The following is a 16,486-nucleotide window of genomic DNA, read 5'->3' as shown; positions in this document are numbered from 1 at the left end:
CCTGGCCCACAGCTTGGGCCGGATACGTGATCGTAACGCGGGAAGCGCCGGTCGCGGCTATCCAAAGCTGCCCATTCATTGACGAAACCTGCCGCCATACATAAACCGGCGCGCAGCGATGCCCACAGGCTGGCGCCGGCCGGGCCGGGTGGCAGGATTTGTCAGGCGTTTGCGGGCATGGTCCGGTAGGCCTTGGGTGTGCTGCCGGTCCAGTTGCGGAAGGCGCGATGGAAGGCAGTGGGGTTGTCAAAGCCGATATCGAAGGCGATCGCCGCGATCGCGTCCGTGGTGCGCGTCAGCCGCTGGATGGCAATGTCCCGGCGCACCTCGTCCTTGATTGCCTGGAAGTTGGTGCCCTCGGCGGTGAGCCGGCGGCACAGCGTGCGCACTGAGAAGTGCAGGTCCTGCGCCACGGCTTCGATGGTCGGCGTGGCTGGCAGGCAGTCGGCCAGGTACTGGCGCACATGGTGGCACACCATCTGATCCGCGAACGAAACGAAGATCCAGTCCTCGGGCGCGCGTGCCAGGAACTTCCGCAGCTCGGCCTTGCGCCGGCGGACCGGCATGTCCAGATAGGCGTCGTCGAACCTGAGCAGCGTCTGGCGGCTGCCGAACTGCACCGGGCCGGGAAACAGGTAAAGAGAGTCGCTGGCGCGCGGCGGCCGCGGGAAATTGAATTCCACCCTGGCCAGCGGGATGCGCATGCCGATCAGCCATGAGGCGACGCCATGGACCAGCTTGAGCATCAGCTCGCTGCCCAGCGCGCTGACGCCGGGGCCGGCCGGGTCGGCGCGCAGCACGACCTCGCCGAAGCCGTCCTCGCGCCCGGATTCAAGCCGGAAGTCGTCCAGGATCAGGTGGAAGAACTGGCCAAAGCGGTGCAGCGCCACCTCCAGCCGCGGCGCATCCAGCAGGCTCAGGCACAGGAACTTGAGCGTGCCGTTGCGCAGCGGGCGGTTGAAGATGCCGGGCATCTCGTCGTCCAGTTCCATGGCGAGTTCGCGGTAGAGCGTGGAAAACTGTTCCTCGGTCACGCGCGCGGCCGGCGCCTGCAACAGGCCGCGCGGGATCCCGGCGCGCTCCGCCAGCCGTGCCGTGGCGGCCGGATCGGCACCGGACAGGAAGCCGTTGACCAGTGAAATGGGGACGGTGGCGGTGAACTGGGTCAATGTTGCGGGGCGGGTCAGGACGGTGTGGTGCGGACGCGGGGCGGGCCGGTGCGTGGCGTATTTTGTCATAGCCCGGCGGGTAGTCACCGGCGCTCCGGGGCGGCGACGACGCCCGTGTCGAGCGTCGCGGCCGCGGTCAGTCCTACGCGGACCGTGCCGGTTCCTCCGGTGCGTGCGCGCCCGGCGCCGCGTCCATGTGGACGCTGGCCAGGCCGGAATTGAGCTGGTTCAGGAAATGGACCAGTGAAACCTTGTCGTCAAAGCCGAAGCTTGCCAGTGCCTGGCGGTAAAACTCATAGATCCTGGGTTGCAGGCTGTTCCAGAACTCGCGCCCCTTTGGCGTCAGCACCACCTTCTTGGCGCGGCGGTCCACTGTGTCGGCAACACGCTGGACATGCTTGTCCCGCTCCAGCCGCTTGAGCACGCCATCAAGGCTTTGCCGGCTCACCACCAGGTATTCCGTCAGTTCCGAGAACGACATGCCTTCCAGCACCTGCGGCCGCGACAGCGCTCCCAGCACCGACCACTGCACGGTGGTGATGCCGAGCGACTTGCTCGTCTGCCGGTCCAGCGTATTGCCGGCCTGGAACAGCCGGAAGAACAGCCGGTTATGGACGGATGCGTCGGCCGGGTCGTACGTGGAATCTGGTTTGGTCATGGTGTGGGTTTGACACTGGCCGCCTTGAGCGTGCCATGGGTGTGCCTATTCTAAGGCGGCGCGGAGCACACACGTGCGCGGGGCAAAGGGTGGGGTGGGATCCTGGTTCCCTTCGGGACTCGTCTGAATGTGTGTCGGAGTCGTCTTTTGCTGCATTTGTGCAATGATCTTGATCATTATTTCTGAGTCTTCGCGCAGAGATAAAGCATCATGCGGCGCAGTAAGTAAATATAGGTAATGATATTGACGTACAGGTGTGGCGTGCCTAGTATTCTTCAGACTCTTGCCACAAAGGTTCGGCCATGACCATCACGCTCCACCATGCCGGCGATATCGCCGTCCTGACCGTCGACCGCCCGGCGGCGCACAATGCCCTGAATCACGACATGCTGCAAACGCTGTCGCAACACCTTGACGCGATTGCCGCTTCGGACGTCCGTGCCGTGCTGGTCGTGGGCGGCGGAGACCGGGCCTTCTGCGCCGGGGCCGACATCGGCGAGCTGCGCGGCCGCACCGACGACGAGCACCTCGCGGGGATAGCGCTGGGGCAGGGCACGTTCTCGCGCCTGGCCGCGCTGAAGGTGCCGACAATGGCGGTGATCCGCGGCGCCGCGCTGGGCGGCGGGCTGGAGCTGGCCATGGCCTGCAGCCACCGGGTAGCACTGCCCGGCGCCAGGCTCGGCCTGCCGGAAATCAAGCTTGGCCTGATTCCCGGCTACGGCGGGACCCAGCGCCTGCCGCGCCTGGTGGGCGCGGACAAGGCGCTCGACCTGATCCTCTCGGGGCGCCTGATTCCGGCTGAAGAGGCGTTGGCGATCGGGTTGGTCGACCATTTGGCCGGTGACGGCGACGCGGTGGACATCGGCCTGGCCCTCCTCGACTCGCTCGAGGCGCACGCATCGCTGGCTGGCCAGCTTCCCGCCGCCGCGCATTTTGTCCGTGAGGCAGTCCGGCGCGCGGCAACGCTGGGCCTCGAAGCCGGCCTGCTCGCGGAAGCGGAACTGTTCGTGCAGACAGCCCGGACCGCCGACGCCTGCGAAGGCATTGCCGCCTTCCTGGAAAAGCGCCCGGCGCGCTTCGTCGGCCGCTGAGCGGTTGGCGCCGGCTCGCTGGGACACAAAACATGGAAGTGGCACAGGCCGCGCGACCCCACCGGTCCACGGAGCCGGAAATCGGCATCGCCGACATGCTCCATCACATCCGCGCCGCGGCCCGGACCATCCAGGCCGAGGCCCGGCGCCAATGGCCCGGCGACGCCAATGCGGTGACACGCCGCCTGAGCCGCCTGCTGTCGCTGGCCATGCGCCAGCAATCCGCGCTGGACATTGCGGTGATCCTGGGCAGTGCCGCCGAGCTTCGCTATTTCCCGGACGATGCGGCGCTGGAGCGGTGTACCCGCATGGTCGAGTCCCACGGCGGCAAGGCGATGCGTGCGGTCGTCTGGGCGGTCCGGCATCGCCGCGTGCGGGCCGGCGTCACCATTACCCGGCGCTTTGTCGTCGACGCCGCCGACTGACCTCCAATGACAATGGCGGGCCCTGGCATCGTGCCGGCCCGCCATTTCCTTACCGCGGCGCGCAGTCGCGCCGCACGCCTCCAGGACGCTGTCAGCTTCGCGCTTCAGCCACGCCTTGCATCACCGACGCCGGAGCCACGCTTGCCGCTGCATCGACATGCTGCGCCGATGCCGACAGGCGATGGTTGATGCACGCCAGCGCCAGCGCACCCACAATCCCCGCCGCACCGATGACCAGGAAGTTTTGCGCCAACGGCAGCTGCAGCGAAACGATCAGCCCGATCAAGACCGGTGCCGCGATGGCACCGAGCCGTCCGATGCCAGAGGCCATGCCAACGCCGGTCGAACGGATCGACACCGGATAAAACTGGCCGCTGTATGCATACGCGACGATCTGTGCGCCGGTCGTGCAGGCGCCCACCGCGCCGATCAGCAGGTAAAGCATCTCGGTCGAGGTCTTGAACGTCATCAGGTACAGGAAGGCGCCGCCGAGCAAGTACATCACCACCAGCACCCACTTGATATGGAACCGGTCGGCCAGCCAGCCGCCGCCAATCGCACCGACCACCGCGCCCACGTTCAGCGCGATCACGAAGCTGAGCGCCGAGCCCAGGCTGTAGCCCGACATCGCCATCAGCTTGGTCAGCCAGGTGCTGAGCGCATAGACCATGAACAGGCCGGTAAAGAAGGCGATCCAGAACATGACCGTGCTGAAGCCACGCCCGTCCTGGAACAGGCGGGCCACCGGCGCGCCGCTTGCGCGGTCCTGCTGCGGTACGCGGAAGGTAGCGCCGGCATCCAGGCGCAGGTGCGGGTCGATGCGCTGGGCGAGCGTGCGCAGGTCCTTTTCGTTCTGGCGCGACACCAGGAACGACAGCGACTCCGGCATCGACTTCAGGATGAACGGGATCAGGATCACCGGCACGCCGGCCGCGAAAAACACGATCTGCCAGCCAAATCCGGCAATGAACTGCTTGCCGATCACCGCGGCCAGGATGCCGCCGATGGCGTAGCCGGAGAACATCACCGTGGTCATGAAGCTGCGGATCTTGCGCGGCGAGTATTCCGTCATCTGCGCGACGATGTTGGGCATGACGCCGCCGATGCCGAGACCGGCGATAAACCGCATCACGCTGAACGTGACCGGATCGCTGGTCAGGCCCGCGGCCGCGGTGAATACGCTGAACAGGAACACGCACAGCGAGATCGTCCAGCGCCGGCCGATCCGGTCTGACAGGGCACCCAGGAAGATGGCGCCGAACATCATGCCGAACAGCGCCGAACTCGCCATGAAGCCGGCCGTCGACGCGGTGACGCCCATCTCCTTCATGATCGAAGGCAGCGCGGCACCCGCGACGGCGATGTCATAGCCGTCGATGATGATCACCAGCAGGCACCAGGCCAGGACACGCGCATGGAATCGGTTAAAGCGGGCGCCGTCGGCCAGCTTTTGTACATCAATGTGCTGCATCGTATGTCTCCTTCACCAATCTTCTTTTGAACGCTCAACAAGCGGCAAGGCCCTCCGAACCGGCCCCTGGCCTGGGCTGGACGGACTATGGTTGATGCGTGGTTATACGTCAAGATCATTACCTATATCGTGACGAGAACCTAGGGTATTTCCTGTGAAGAAGTGCGGAATTAGCGGTTATTCAGTCAATAAGTTGATTTATCAAGGCCATATGGTGAGGCGCCATCGGGTCTGACCGCCATTGACATAGTTTGCGCAACTGCGCGGCCTGAACCTATCTCCCGTTGTGGTCCCGGACCGCAACACCACGTGCTGCGGCTGGCCCTATCGCCGCCCCCTTCTGTCACCTAGCATTCCAGCGGGGTCGTCCCATACTGTTCCCGCAAACCGAGGTGCAAGATGAAAATTGTCGTGATCGGTGGTACCGGGCTGATCGGCAGCAAGGTGGTGGCGCGGCTGGCGGCGCAAGGGCACGAGGTGATTGCCGCGGCGCCAAAGACCGGCGTGAATGCACTGACCGGCGAAGGCCTGGCCGAGGCGCTGGCCGGTGCGCAGGTGGTCGTGGATGTCGCCAACTCACCCTCGTTCGAGGACAAGGCGGTACTCGACTTTTTCCAGACATCGGGGCGCAATCTGGCCGCCGCCGAGAAGGCCGCGGGTGTCAGCCACCATGTTGCGCTGTCCGTGGTCGGCACGGACAAGCTGTCGCAGAGCGGTTACTTCCGCGCGAAGATCGCCCAGGAAGCCCTGATCCGGGACGCCGGCATTCCCTATACCATCGTCCGGTCCACCCAGTTCCTCGAGTTCCTCGGCGGGATCGCTTATTCCGGGGCGGAAGGCGATACGGTGCGGCTGTCCGCCGCGCAGATCCAGCCCATTGCGTCGGATGACGTGGCCGAGGCAGTCGCGGACCATGCGCTTGCCGCCCCGGTGAATGGCATGGTCGATATTGCCGGCCCCGAAAGATTCCGCATGGACGAACTGGTGCAGCGTTATCTCGAGGCCACTGCCGATCCGCGCAAGGTCGTGACGGATCCGGAATCCCGGTATTTCGGCGCCGAGATCAACGACGGTACGCTGGTGCCGGAGGGTGCCGCCTGGCTGGGAAAGACCACCTTCGAGGCATGGATGGCGCAAAGCCGCGGCGCACAGCGCTGAATGCAGGGATGTGCGGCTGGCCCGGAGCGCCTGGCAGCCTGCATCCCGCACCCGTCAAGGCATTCACGCCAGCGTACTGAGCCGAGCCTGCAGCCGCCCGCGCGTGATCGCGCCGATTTGCGCCAGCGCCTCATCCAGCTCGTGCTGCGTGCCGCGGTCGATACGGCGTTCCAGCGCGGCGAAGATGCCTTCGCGCGTGTAGTGCCGCACGCAGATGATGAAGGGAAAGCCGTGCCGCGCGAGGTAGGCGGCATTCATGCGGTCAAGCGTGGCTTCCTGCTGCGCTGACATCGCGTCCAGCCCCGCGCTCTTCTGCTCGGCATTGGAATCGGCTGTCATGGTGCCGGCGCGGATGTTCGCGGCCGACAGCATCGGGTGCAGGTTGAGGAAATCGCACTGGGCTTTCGCGTCCAGCTTGCGGATGACATCCATCATCGCATCGTGCAGCGCGCTGGCCGATGCAAAGGGCCGCTGCGCCCAGGCGCGCTCCGCGGCCAGCGGAAAATGTTCGAACACGCTGCCGAACGCTTGCGTGAAGCCGGACTGGTCCAGCGCATTGACCGGCGCCAGATCGAGTGACTGTGACATGGACTGCTCTCCCGTAAGGCCCGCCGCGCAGGCCAGGCATGGAAACCGAATACGGGCCGAGTATAGAAAGCAGGCATGACCGCGGCGAGGGGCGCGGCCATATAGGACGCATAACAGAATCCAATACCGCTAAGCGCGTGCGGCAGCGTCCAGGTCGCGCAAGTCACGCAGCGCCTGCGACGCCGCCGTCAGCATGCCGCGCAGCCACGCATGCGAGGCCGAGCGGTGGCGCGCGGGATGCCACAGCTGGTAGAAGCGCATGAACGGGAATTCGATCGGCGGCTTGAGCAGGGCCACCGGCACGTGCTGCGCGTGATAGTTGGCAAAGTGGCGGCCCGTGGTCAGGATCAGGTCCGTACCCGGGATCAGGCTCGGCGCGAGGTTGAAGTAGGGGCAGCTCACGCGGTTGTCGCGGTGCACGCGCATTGTGCTCAGACCCGTGTCCACCAGCCCGCGCTGGTCGCGCGAGTAGGGCGTGGGCACGATATGCGCCGCGCCCAGGTAGGCCTGGGCGGTGAATTTGCCCGGCTGGTTATGCACGCTGTCCTGCGCCACCATGCAGACCACTTCGTCTTCCAGCAATACCGACAGGTGCAGGTGCTCCGGCGGATTGGGCCAGTTGCCGATCACGATATCGATGGTGCCCTCTGACAGCGCCTGCTCATAGTCGAAGGTGGCGGTCAGCGGAATCGCCGCGAGCCGCGCGTGCGGCGCCACGCGGCGGAACTCTCGTACCACGTGGGCAAAGAAGGGCGGTGCGAGGTAGTCCGGCATGGCTACCGTAAAGCTTTGCTCGGTGGTGGCGGGGTCGAAGCGGTCGTCCGACACCAGCAGGTTGTCCAGCGCGCTTAGCGCCGCCTGCGCGTTGCGGGCGATCTGCAGGGCGCGCTCGGTCGGCACCATGACGTTCTTCTCGCGCGTGAGCAGCGGGTCGTTGAAGATCGCGCGCAGCCGCTTGAGCGCCGAGCTGATGGCCGGCTGCGACTGGTTCAGGCGGATGGCGGTGCGCGAGACGCTCTGCTCGGCAATCAGGATGCACAGCACGCGCAGCAGGTAGGTATCGAAAGGGTCGTCGGCGCGGATCATGCGGAATCTCGGGCGTTCTGGTTGGTGAGGTGGCGCGGGCAGCGGCGCAACCGGCACGCAGCGCGCACTGCCCATGCGGATTTGTAGCCTGCCGCGCACCGCAGGGCAACGCGGTCGAACCCGCACGCGGGCGCGGCGCCGCCCGAACGGTGCCCCCGTGAGGGCGACCAAGCCAGCCGCCTAGGGTAATCCATAGGTCTGCCAAGGCGCCGGTCAATCGCCCGGAAACCCGCGCCACGCAAGGCTTTCCGACCCATATCCAAGCTGATATAGGGCCTATACCAGCCCCCCCGTTCCGCATTCCGGGCCCGTTCCTATACTTGCACCCAATCCAGACGGAAGGCCGCCGCCGCATCATTCCCGCGGCAACGGCTGCACCACACAAACCGACAAGACAGGAGACTCCATGTCCATTACAAAACAAGGCGTTCCGCTGTTCGCCGGCACGGCGGACGATGCGGAAGCCAGCGTCTTTCGCAAGGTGTCGTGGCGCCTGCTGCCATTCCTTGGCGTGCTGTGGGTGCTGGCGTGGCTGGACCGCGTCAACATCGGCTTTGCCAAGCTGCAGATGCTGGATTCGCTGCGCTTCAGCGAGGCGGTGTATGGCCTGGGCGCCGGCATCTTCTTCCTCGGGTACTTCTTCTTTGAAGTGCCGTCGAACATGCTGCTGCAGAAGATCGGCGCCAAGAAGACGATCATGCGCATCACCATCTGCTGGGGCGTGATCTGCATGCTGCAAGCCTATGTCACCACGCCGACGCAGTTCTATATCCTGCGCTTCCTGCTGGGGGCGTTCGAAGCCGGCTTCTATCCGGGCGTGATCCTCTACCTCACGTACTGGTATCCGTCACAGCGGCGCGCGCGCGCGTTCGGCACCTTCATGTCGGCATCGGCCATCGCCGGGGTACTGGGCGGCCCGCTGGCGGGCTGGATCATGACCTCGATGGGCGGCGTGCACGGCATGCATGGCTGGCAGTGGCTGTTTATCCTGGAAGGCATTCCCTCGGTGCTGGCCGGCATCTTTGCCTGGTTCTACATGACCGACAAGCCGCAACAGGCCAACTGGCTGAGCGACCATGAAAAGCGCGTGGTGCTCGATGCCCTGAAGCGCGACGAGGCCGTCATGGGCGATCGCGGCCACGACTGGCGCACGCTGTTCACCAACCGCAAGGTGTGGCTGCTGATCGCCATCTACTTCTGCTTGCTGTGCGCCAACTCCACGCTGACCTTCTGGATCCCGACCATCATCAAGGACGTGGGTTTCACCACCCCCATGGCGGTGGGCTGGATCGCGGCGGTGGCCTACCTCTGCGGCGCCATCGGCATGGTCGCCAACGGCGCGCACTCTGACCGCCGCAACGAGGTGCGCTGGCACTTCAGCGCCGCCGCGCTGACCGGTGGCGCAGCAATGGCCGTGCTGGCCGTGCTGCTGGGCATGCAGGCGCTGTCGCCGGTGATTGCCATGCTTGCCATGACCGCCGCGCTGGTCGGCACCATGAGCGCTATCCCGGTGTTCTGGCAGTTGCCCAACCGCTACCTGGCAGGCAGCGCCGCGGCCGTGGGCGTGGCCCTGATCAACTCCGTCTCCAACCTGGCCGGCTTTGGCGCGCCTTACGTGATGGGCCTGATCAAGACCTCGACCGGCACGGTCAGCAGCGGCCTTTACCTGGTGGCCGCCATCGAAATCCTGGCTGCGGTGCTGGTTGTGTTCGGCATCCGCCGCCTCCATCACAAGCGCGAGGCCTGACATGCACGACGACCACGATCCCGGCTTCAACGCCGCCCGCCGCCGCTTTGGCCTGCAATCGATCACGCTGGGAGGCAGTGCGCTGCTGGCCGGCAACGCACTGGCCGCCAGCCCGGCGCCGGCCCCGGCACCCAACCAGACCGCGGGCCCGGTGCAGCAGGGCGGCCTCAGCCCCCGGCTGACCATGCACGCGCTCGACACCTGGCACGGCACGCCCGCCGCGGGCATGCGCGTGGACATGTACCGCGTTGAAAACGGACAGCCACGCCTGCTGCAGACGGTGACCCTCGCCGCCAACGGCCGCAGCGAACCACCGCTGCTGCTCGGCGATGCCTATCGCACCGGCACCTACGAACTGGTGCTGCACGTGGACGAGTACTTCGCCGTCCGCAAGGCCAGCCTGCCGCAGCCGCTGTTCCTGTCGAAGATCCCGCTGCGCCTGCGCGTGACGGACGCCAGCCAGCGCATCCACCTGCCCGTGACGTTCGGGCCGTGGAGCTACAACTACTACCGCGGCAGCTGATGCCGGCGTTGCATTGAAAGGAGACAGATCATGGCAGGCATCAGCACCCACGTCCTCGACGTATCGCTCGGCAAACCGATTGCCGGCATGCAGATCGAATTATTCGACGTCGGCACGCAGCCCCCGAAACTGATCGCAAAGGCGCGGACCAATAACGACGGCCGCACCGACTCGCCCATGCTGCCCGCCGCCCAGGCCCGCACCGGTGACTTCGAGCTGCGTTTCTGGGTGGCGGACTACTTCATGACGCCCGACACGTTCGCCGACATCGTGCCGGTGCGCTTTAGCATCGCGGACGCCGCGCAGCACTACCACGTGCCGCTGCTGTGCTCGCCGTGGAGTTTCGGCACGTACCGGGGCAGCTGAAGCGCAACCTACTGCGTGCCGGTCAGCACCGCGCGGGAGCGGGTCGGCGCAGCGTTGCCCTCGACCACCAGCAGCGTGGCGGCCGCGGGCTGCTTCCCGGACAAGGCGGGCACCACCTCGCGCAACGGCCCGATGGCCGTGCCATTGGCGGCGCCGGCAGCATTCGTTTTGAAGCTTGCAATCGGCGTCCGGTGGCCAGACAAGTAGACGTCATAGACCGTCTGCGGCTTGAGCTGGAAGAGGAACACTTCCAGCGCATCGACCAGGCCGAGGTTGCGTGCCACGACGAAGCCGCGCCCGGCGCCGCCGGTAGCCTTGAGCGGAACGTTGATGGGATCGCTGTTTGCGCGCGGCGTGAGATTTGCCTTGCCATCGCCGGCCGGCACGGCGTTAGAGACATAGACGAGGGCCTGCGGTGCCTGTCCCACCGGGGTGCGGGCGATGACGCGCTGGGTAGCGGTGTCGATCACGTCGACGCCGTCGCCGTTTTCCAGGCCCACATACATGCGGCTGCCGTCATCGGACGGCCAGATGCCATGCGGCAGCGCGCCGACGGGGATGGTCGCGAGCAGGCGGGGCTCGGCGTCGGTGGTGTAGACCTTGACCGCATTCTCGCCGCCGACCGTTACGTAGGCGAGCGTGCCGCGCGCGGTCCTGGCGAAGCCGATGTGGTTGGTGATAAAGCCGGTATCGAACACGCCCTTGACGCTGAGGCCTTGCGTGTCGATGCGGGTGACCTTGCCCACGTCCTTGTGCGTCATCCACACTTCGCTGAAGTCCGGGGTGAACTGCAGGAAGGGCGAAAACGGGCTGGCGACCGGAATGCGCTTGACGACCTGGTACGTGGCGACGTCGATCACATCGACCTCGGGCGTAAAGCTGGACACAACAAAGGCGAGCTTGCCATCGGGATGGAACAGCACCATGCCTGGGCCTGGCGCGGTGGGGATGCGGCGGATCTCCTTGTAGCTGGCCGGGTCGATCACCGAGATATAGTCCTCGCCACGCACAACTACCCACGCTTGCTTGCCATCGGCGGTAAAGAAGCCCTCGTGCGGCGAGCGGCCGATATAGGCCACGCCCTTGACCTGGTTCGTGGCGGTATCGATGAACGTAGCCGAGTTCGAGCCATTGGAGACCACAAGCAGCGTCTTGTGATCCGGCGAGAAGCCCAGGCCATGCACGTTGATCTCGCCCTTGTAGAGCGGCGAAAGGATATCGGGCCGCGCGTTGCCAAGGCGGATCTGGCCGAGCAGCGTATTGGTGGCGGGGTGGATGACCGACACGGTGTTGCTGTTCTGGTCCGCCGTGTAGACGCGGTCGCTGGCGGCCGGCGCCGCGACGGCAAGCGACGACGCTGTGCCCAGGACCAGCGCAAGCTGCAATGTCTGCTTCATGTGGGGTTCCTTTAGTGAGAATCGGCAGGTGCCGGATTGCGGCTCGGCGCGGCTTTCGGATGGCGGGCGAGCCAGGCTTGCATCAGGCGGATCTCGTTCTGCTGGTCGGTGATGATTCCCTGCGCCAGGTTGCGCAGTTCGGGATCCCTGGTGTCGAGCAGCAACGCCTTGGCCATGTCGATGGCGCCCTGGTGATGCGGGATCATCATCGCGACGAAGTCGTGGTCAGGGTCGCCGTTCATGGCGGCGGCGCGCATGCCTGCATCCATGACGGCCATGGCGTCGTCCATGCGTTGTGCGAAGGGCTTCGCGGTGCTTGCGACAAAGGGTCCGGTTTGCCGCGCCAGTGGTGGATGGCCATGATCATGCGACACCGCCGGCACGCCACCTGCCAGGCAGATCGATGCGGCCGCCGCCGCAATGGCGGCGAGCATGAAAGCGGGCAGAGGGGGCTTCATGTTGGCGTTCTCCAGGTTGTCGTTGCGCGGGCTACGTCGCAGTAAACACACCTGGAGCCGGCTTTATTCCACGCTGCCGGACTTTTTTTTCACAGTCTTCGAGACATCACCTCAGCCGGCGTCAGGCCGCCTTCGCCGTGGCCTCGAAGTAGTCGGCGAATTCGTCCCGCACCACCTCCTCGATCCGCGCAATCTCTTCATCGGACAACTCGGTGAATTTCGCGCGCTTGCGGTTTGAGAGTTCGCCGTGGTTCTGCACGACCAGGTCGATCAGGTTGGTGAGGCGCGCCTGGCGCAGGTCCAGCCATCCTTCGATCCGGGCCACGCTGGCATCGAACGCCTTCAGGTAGCGGATCTCCATTGCAAGGTCTTCCTCGACGCATTGCTGGATGCATTCGAAGACAAACTCGCAAAGCGCCGTCGCATCGAACGATGCATAGAGCCAATAGGGCTGCGGCGACTTGATGAGGATCGTATCGCTGTCCGCGTCCAGCGCATAGTTCAGCAGCCCCGTGCGGGGCGCGGAATAGTCCTTCAACAGGCCCGCGTAGACCGGCAGGTTCTTCAGCATGCTGGCCGATACCGGCAACACGACGCCCTCCGGCGTCACGCCGGCCTGGCGCAACAGATGGTGGATCAGGAAGCGGTGGAGGCGCCCGTTGCCGTCATAGAACGGGTGAATATAGACAAAGCCGAATGCAACGCATGCCGCGATGACCAAGGGGTGTGCCGCTTTCGTCTTGATCAGGCCGGCAAGCTGGGCCAGGCCTTCCATCATCGGCTCGATCTGCTGCGGGGGCGGGGGGATGTAGTCGGCAATGTTGCGCAGCCGTCCGCCGCGCGAGAGCCAGTTCTGGCGGTCGCGATAGGCGTACTCCGCCCGGATCGATGAAATGATCTCGTTTTGCCATTCGCAGAACTGCGCCTCGTCGAGCGGCACGGCGGCACCGGCAAATTCCAGCAGGCGCCTGAACCTGGCGACACGCTGGTTGTCTGGCAACTCCTTCTCGATCGAGTACGTCGAACGGGTTTCGGCGAGGTATAGATAGTCCACCGCGCGCGCCAGCACTTCCGGCTCGAGCCGGTTGATCGCGGCGGCGATCTTGCCCGGGAGGTCGGCGCCGATGAATGCCTCAAGGCGCTCAGTGCGACGCACCAATGGGCAGAATGCCGCCGGGCCGAGGTGGTTGTTCAGGATGCCGAACTGGGCGTCGAGCTGGCTTTCGCCCGTCACGTAGTCCGCTTCGTCGAGCGCCGCAACGCGGGCGGTTCCCGCAGGCAGCTTGTAGTCGAACTCCGCGCCGGCAAGCCACTTCGCATAGAAGCCGCTGAGCCGCGCATACCGCGAGCCGGGCGAAGCCGCCAGCCACTGCCGTACCTCGTCAACCGCCTCCCGATGCTCGAACAGCGCGGCCAGCACCGTCAGGTTCAGTGGTTCCTTGCGCAGCGCAAAAGTGAGGTGGTCGAGCGTCGTATCGTCGCCGCGGTAGCGATTTCTGGGATAGACAGTTTTCACGCTGCCGTCGGCGCCGGTATGCGTGCTTAGCACTCCTGTCTTGTCCGACAGTTCCGATATCGAATGCAGGGGCGGAACGCGCAGCTTGAACTTGGCAATCAGGGCGCTGTAGCCGAGTGGAGCGTAAGCCATAAACGGACTGCGGAGTGAAGTAATGGATGCATGGTGGATTACCAGAGTTTATACGTCGATTACCACTTCGTCTATGTCAGTCGTTATGAATTACCATATTGCATATTTCCGCTGCGCAGCCAAATTGCCAGATCACCTATGCGGCTTACCCAAACACCTACCCATAGTGAAGCCGATTACCAGTTCGCATGCAACGGGCAGGGCACGCATGACGTCTATTCCGCAATGATCTTGCGGTCCGCGGCGATCCGCTTCCATTGCGCGAGATCGTGCTTCATCCGCGCGCCAAACTCAGCGGAAGTGACAGCCAGCGGACGCGAGCCATCCGGTTCCAGCACCACGCGCACCTCAGGCGAGGCAGCGATCTCGGCGATTTCCCGATTCAGCCGCTGCACCAGCGCCGCCGGCGTCCCGGCCGGCGCCAGCACGCCGACCCAGATCTCGATGCCATAGCCGGGCACCGACGCCGCCAGCGTTGGCAACTCCGGGAAAGCGGGGTTCGGCGTGGCCGACGTCACGGCCAGCGGTTTGACCTTGCCGGATTTGATCTGCGTAGCAATCGAACTGTAGTTCGACATCATCACATCGATCTGCCCAGCGGCGAGGTCGATCAGCGCATTGGCCGCGCCCTTGTATGGCACGTGCATCATCTGCACCCTTGAGGCGTCGCACAGCAGCTCGGTCGCAAGCTGGCCCAGCGAGCCGACGCCCGCCGAGCCATAGGTGATGGCGCCCGGCTTCGCGCGCGCGGCAGCGATCAGTTCCGCGGCCGTGCGGATCGACTTCGACGCCGCGAGGGTGGACGACACCGCCAGCAGCAGCGGCCCGTCGGCAACCAGCGCAACCGGCGCGAACGCGGTCAGCGGATCATAGGGCGAGCGCGCCTGCGTGGCCGCCGCGGTCAGGAAGGTCGACGACGTCAGCAGCAGCACCGATCCGTCGCGTGGCGACTTGGCGACGTAATCCGCGCCCAGCACGCCGGCCACGCCGGGCCGGTTCTCGACGATCACGGTGTTCCCGAGCCGCTTGATCCGCGCCACCGGCACGCCGAACAGCGCAGCCATGCTTTCGCGGTTTAGCACCCGGGACCGTTTGACGCGCTCATACTGCGCGGCCTCGCGGAAGATGATGTCGAACGTGATCTTGTTGACCCCGGCGTTCTTGCTCCGGATGGTCTTGGCAAGTTCGTGCAGCTTCTGCGCGGGCGCATGGGAGGCGAGCGCAGGGGAGGCGGTCGGATTGGCGGTAGTCATGATGGATATCCTGGAAGTTTGGCGCGTCAGACGCCGGCCTCGACAACATGGGTGGGGAACAGCGCCAGCGGATCGTGCACCGCCATCGTGTGGTTCAGCGTCCAGCGATAGGCGGGGCTGGCGCGCAGCACCTCGTCCAGCGGGAACGACACCGAGCCTGCCGTGCCTTTGACGTCCGGCAGGCGCGCATAGAACATCTGGCGCAGGCCGATCATCGCCACTTCCTCAGCCATCTCGCGCGTGGGCGCCACGCCCTGCACCATGACGCACAACTCATGGCCAGGACGGTCGCGCAGCGGTTCCAGCTCGCCCATCACGCCGTCGCGCCCGTAGACGTTGTAGTGCAGCTCGTAGCCCATATCGCCGAAACGCGCGCGCACCTGGTCGCGGGCCCAGGCGATCACGCGGTCCACATTGGCGATCGTGTACGGGTCGCGGATACCGCAAAGCCCCACATACCGCTCGCCGACCTTGCCGGCGCCTTCGAGCTTGACGCGCACGAGCTGGTCGGGCTCGAAGCGCGAACCGGTAATGCGGGTCGTGCGCGGATCGAGCTGCTCGTAGTGGCAATGGCGCATGTCGAGCCTGCCGCCCGCAACGAATTCCTCGAAGGGGTTGGAGCGTTCATACATGGCATGGCCGGCCACCGACGCAATGGTGCAGCGCTGGTCCGGATGCATCGCGGTGACGCGGACGTCGTCGCGGGTGATCTCGCCCATCACGGTCTCCTTGCCGCCATACGGCTCTGCGCAGAAGGACGCGCATTCCAGTACCTTGCCCAGGTAGTAGGCATGGTCTGCCGCAAAGCCGTGGTGCAGTGCCGGCGCGGCGAATACGGCGGCGTCGGAACTGCGGCCACCGATGATCACGTCCGCCCCCTGGCGCAGCAGTTCGAGATAGGGATGCACGCCCGCCATGGCGACGATGCGGTCGGTGCTGTCCAGTTCGGACAGCGTCAGGTCGGCAAAGCCGTCGAGGCCGCGGATGGTCTCGTTGGCGGCGAGCTTTTCACGGACCAGCGAGGTGGGAACCTCTGAGTAGAAGTAGCCGATGCGAAAGCGCTTGAGCCCGTGCCGTTGCGCCAGCTCGCGGATGATATTGACGTAAAGGTCGACCCGGCTGTTGGTGCCTGTGTCGCCCGCCGAGCCGATGATCATCGGCACGCCCAGGCGCCGCGAGGCCAGCAGCATGTGCTCCAGGTCGTGGCGCTGCCATGCCTCGGGGCTGGTCGAGGTATCCGAGCCGAGCGGCACCGGGCCCACGTCATCGCTGCCCGAATCGGCCGCGATGTAGTCGGGCCGGGCGGCCACGCCGATCTCGAAGCTGCCGGTGCGCAGCGGTGCAAAGCCGAGATGGCCGTTGGGGCAAATGATCTTCAGCGACTGCATGCAAGGTTCTCCGGTTAGGTGTCGCTTTATCTGATTAAGCGAGTCACATAACACTTACTG

At 65.4% G+C, this 16,486-nt stretch carries 16 protein-coding genes; 6 read left to right on the top strand and 10 right to left on the bottom strand.

Features of this window, described 5'->3' with window-relative positions; genetic code table 11:
* Positions 1-161 precede the first annotated feature (161 nt).
* The gene (locus ACIP1U_RS24600) at positions 162-1,238 is read right to left on the bottom strand and encodes an AraC family transcriptional regulator (protein ID WP_400320561.1); all 1,077 of its coding nucleotides are present in this window, start codon (positions 1,236-1,238) and stop codon (positions 162-164) included.
* A gap of 73 nt (positions 1,239-1,311) precedes the next feature.
* Positions 1,312-1,827: a MarR family winged helix-turn-helix transcriptional regulator gene (locus ACIP1U_RS24595; protein ID WP_400320558.1), complete on the bottom strand. Its 516-nt coding sequence runs from the start codon at positions 1,825-1,827 to the stop codon at positions 1,312-1,314.
* A gap of 302 nt (positions 1,828-2,129) precedes the next feature.
* Between ACIP1U_RS24595 and ACIP1U_RS24590 the strand changes: the two genes are divergently transcribed.
* Positions 2,130-2,918 (top strand): enoyl-CoA hydratase/isomerase family protein, encoded by a 789-nt coding sequence (locus ACIP1U_RS24590; protein WP_400320555.1) that lies wholly within the window; start codon positions 2,130-2,132, stop codon positions 2,916-2,918.
* Between the two features lie 32 nt (positions 2,919-2,950).
* A complete protein-coding gene (locus tag ACIP1U_RS24585) occupies positions 2,951-3,343 on the top strand; it encodes a hypothetical protein (RefSeq protein WP_400320552.1) in 393 nt (130 codons plus the stop codon).
* 91 nt (positions 3,344-3,434) lie between these two features.
* Here ACIP1U_RS24585 and ACIP1U_RS24580 read toward each other — a convergent pair whose 3' ends face one another.
* Positions 3,435-4,814: an MFS transporter gene (locus ACIP1U_RS24580; protein WP_400320549.1), complete on the bottom strand. Its 1,380-nt coding sequence runs from the start codon at positions 4,812-4,814 to the stop codon at positions 3,435-3,437.
* 399 nt (positions 4,815-5,213) lie between these two features.
* Between ACIP1U_RS24580 and ACIP1U_RS24575 the strand changes: the two genes are divergently transcribed.
* Positions 5,214-5,972 (top strand): SDR family oxidoreductase, encoded by a 759-nt coding sequence (locus ACIP1U_RS24575; RefSeq protein WP_400320547.1) that lies wholly within the window; start codon positions 5,214-5,216, stop codon positions 5,970-5,972.
* A 63-nt stretch (positions 5,973-6,035) separates the two neighbouring features.
* Here ACIP1U_RS24575 and uraD read toward each other — a convergent pair whose 3' ends face one another.
* Together uraD and ACIP1U_RS24565 are read right to left on the bottom strand one after the other, a co-directional pair.
* A complete protein-coding gene (uraD, locus tag ACIP1U_RS24570) occupies positions 6,036-6,560 on the bottom strand; it encodes a 2-oxo-4-hydroxy-4-carboxy-5-ureidoimidazoline decarboxylase (RefSeq protein WP_400320545.1) in 525 nt (174 codons plus the stop codon).
* A gap of 129 nt (positions 6,561-6,689) precedes the next feature.
* Positions 6,690-7,646: a LysR family transcriptional regulator gene (locus tag ACIP1U_RS24565; protein ID WP_400320542.1), complete on the bottom strand. Its 957-nt coding sequence runs from the start codon at positions 7,644-7,646 to the stop codon at positions 6,690-6,692.
* A 406-nt stretch (positions 7,647-8,052) separates the two neighbouring features.
* Between ACIP1U_RS24565 and ACIP1U_RS24560 the strand changes: the two genes are divergently transcribed.
* Genes ACIP1U_RS24560 through uraH form a run of 3 tightly spaced genes read left to right on the top strand, consistent with a single transcriptional unit; the run spans position 8,053 to position 10,282 of the window.
* Positions 8,053-9,393, top strand: coding sequence for an MFS transporter (locus tag ACIP1U_RS24560; protein ID WP_400320539.1), 1,341 nt, complete (start codon positions 8,053-8,055; stop codon positions 9,391-9,393).
* A 1-nt stretch (position 9,394) separates the two neighbouring features.
* Positions 9,395-9,916, top strand: a complete 522-nt coding sequence (locus tag ACIP1U_RS24555) for a hydroxyisourate hydrolase (RefSeq protein WP_400320536.1) — start codon at positions 9,395-9,397, stop codon at positions 9,914-9,916.
* A 30-nt stretch (positions 9,917-9,946) separates the two neighbouring features.
* Positions 9,947-10,282, top strand: a complete 336-nt coding sequence (gene uraH, locus ACIP1U_RS24550) for a hydroxyisourate hydrolase (RefSeq protein WP_400320533.1) — start codon at positions 9,947-9,949, stop codon at positions 10,280-10,282.
* 8 nt (positions 10,283-10,290) lie between these two features.
* Here uraH and ACIP1U_RS24545 read toward each other — a convergent pair whose 3' ends face one another.
* From ACIP1U_RS24545 to ACIP1U_RS24525, 5 genes are all read right to left on the bottom strand, one after another.
* Positions 10,291-11,679 carry a hypothetical protein gene (locus ACIP1U_RS24545; protein ID WP_400320530.1) on the bottom strand — a complete coding sequence of 463 codons (1,389 nt, stop codon included), beginning with the start codon at positions 11,677-11,679 and terminating at the stop codon, positions 10,291-10,293.
* 11 nt (positions 11,680-11,690) lie between these two features.
* Entirely contained in the window at positions 11,691-12,137 is a 447-nt protein-coding gene (locus tag ACIP1U_RS24540; RefSeq protein ID WP_400320527.1) for a DUF305 domain-containing protein, read from the bottom strand.
* Positions 12,138-12,258: 121 nt separating this feature from the next.
* Positions 12,259-13,785: a Fic family protein gene (locus ACIP1U_RS24535; protein WP_400320524.1), complete on the bottom strand. Its 1,527-nt coding sequence runs from the start codon at positions 13,783-13,785 to the stop codon at positions 12,259-12,261.
* Between the two features lie 215 nt (positions 13,786-14,000).
* Complete coding sequence (locus ACIP1U_RS24530) at positions 14,001-15,038, bottom strand: tripartite tricarboxylate transporter substrate-binding protein (RefSeq protein ID WP_400320522.1); 1,038 nt, start codon at positions 15,036-15,038, stop codon at positions 14,001-14,003.
* A gap of 26 nt (positions 15,039-15,064) precedes the next feature.
* Positions 15,065-16,426, bottom strand: a complete 1,362-nt coding sequence (locus tag ACIP1U_RS24525) for an acyclic terpene utilization AtuA family protein (protein WP_400320519.1) — start codon at positions 16,424-16,426, stop codon at positions 15,065-15,067.
* Between the last annotated feature and the right edge of the window lie 60 nt (positions 16,427-16,486).

The sequence above is a fragment of the Cupriavidus sp. NPDC089707 genome (assembly GCF_044748965.1).
Taxonomy (GTDB): Bacteria; Pseudomonadota; Gammaproteobacteria; order Burkholderiales; family Burkholderiaceae; genus Cupriavidus.
The sequence above is the reverse complement of the archived record's forward strand: the minus strand, read 5'-3'. Positions and strand labels throughout refer to the sequence as shown.

Bases quoted from the DNA above. Each gene is read 5' to 3' on its own strand.
- ACIP1U_RS24580 (WP_400320549.1), bottom strand. From the start codon at position 4,814: ATGCAGCACATTGATGTACAAAAGCTGGCCGACGGCGCCCGCTTTAAC.
- ACIP1U_RS24565 (WP_400320542.1), bottom strand. From the start codon at position 7,646: ATGATCCGCGCCGACGACCCTTTCGATACCTACCTGCTGCGCGTGCTG.
- ACIP1U_RS24575 (WP_400320547.1), top strand. From the start codon at position 5,214: ATGAAAATTGTCGTGATCGGTGGTACCGGGCTGATCGGCAGCAAGGTG.
- uraH (WP_400320533.1), top strand. From the start codon at position 9,947: ATGGCAGGCATCAGCACCCACGTCCTCGACGTATCGCTCGGCAAACCG.
- ACIP1U_RS24545 (WP_400320530.1), bottom strand. From the start codon at position 11,679: ATGAAGCAGACATTGCAGCTTGCGCTGGTCCTGGGCACAGCGTCGTCG.
- ACIP1U_RS24525 (WP_400320519.1), bottom strand. From the start codon at position 16,426: ATGCAGTCGCTGAAGATCATTTGCCCCAACGGCCATCTCGGCTTTGCA.
- ACIP1U_RS24585 (WP_400320552.1), top strand. From the start codon at position 2,951: ATGGAAGTGGCACAGGCCGCGCGACCCCACCGGTCCACGGAGCCGGAA.
- ACIP1U_RS24535 (WP_400320524.1), bottom strand. From the start codon at position 13,785: ATGGCTTACGCTCCACTCGGCTACAGCGCCCTGATTGCCAAGTTCAAG.
- ACIP1U_RS24600 (WP_400320561.1), bottom strand. From the start codon at position 1,238: ATGACAAAATACGCCACGCACCGGCCCGCCCCGCGTCCGCACCACACC.
- ACIP1U_RS24530 (WP_400320522.1), bottom strand. From the start codon at position 15,038: ATGACTACCGCCAATCCGACCGCCTCCCCTGCGCTCGCCTCCCATGCG.
- ACIP1U_RS24560 (WP_400320539.1), top strand. From the start codon at position 8,053: ATGTCCATTACAAAACAAGGCGTTCCGCTGTTCGCCGGCACGGCGGAC.
- ACIP1U_RS24595 (WP_400320558.1), bottom strand. From the start codon at position 1,827: ATGACCAAACCAGATTCCACGTACGACCCGGCCGACGCATCCGTCCAT.
- ACIP1U_RS24590 (WP_400320555.1), top strand. From the start codon at position 2,130: ATGACCATCACGCTCCACCATGCCGGCGATATCGCCGTCCTGACCGTC.
- ACIP1U_RS24555 (WP_400320536.1), top strand. From the start codon at position 9,395: ATGCACGACGACCACGATCCCGGCTTCAACGCCGCCCGCCGCCGCTTT.
- uraD (WP_400320545.1), bottom strand. From the start codon at position 6,560: ATGTCACAGTCACTCGATCTGGCGCCGGTCAATGCGCTGGACCAGTCC.
- ACIP1U_RS24540 (WP_400320527.1), bottom strand. From the start codon at position 12,137: ATGAAGCCCCCTCTGCCCGCTTTCATGCTCGCCGCCATTGCGGCGGCG.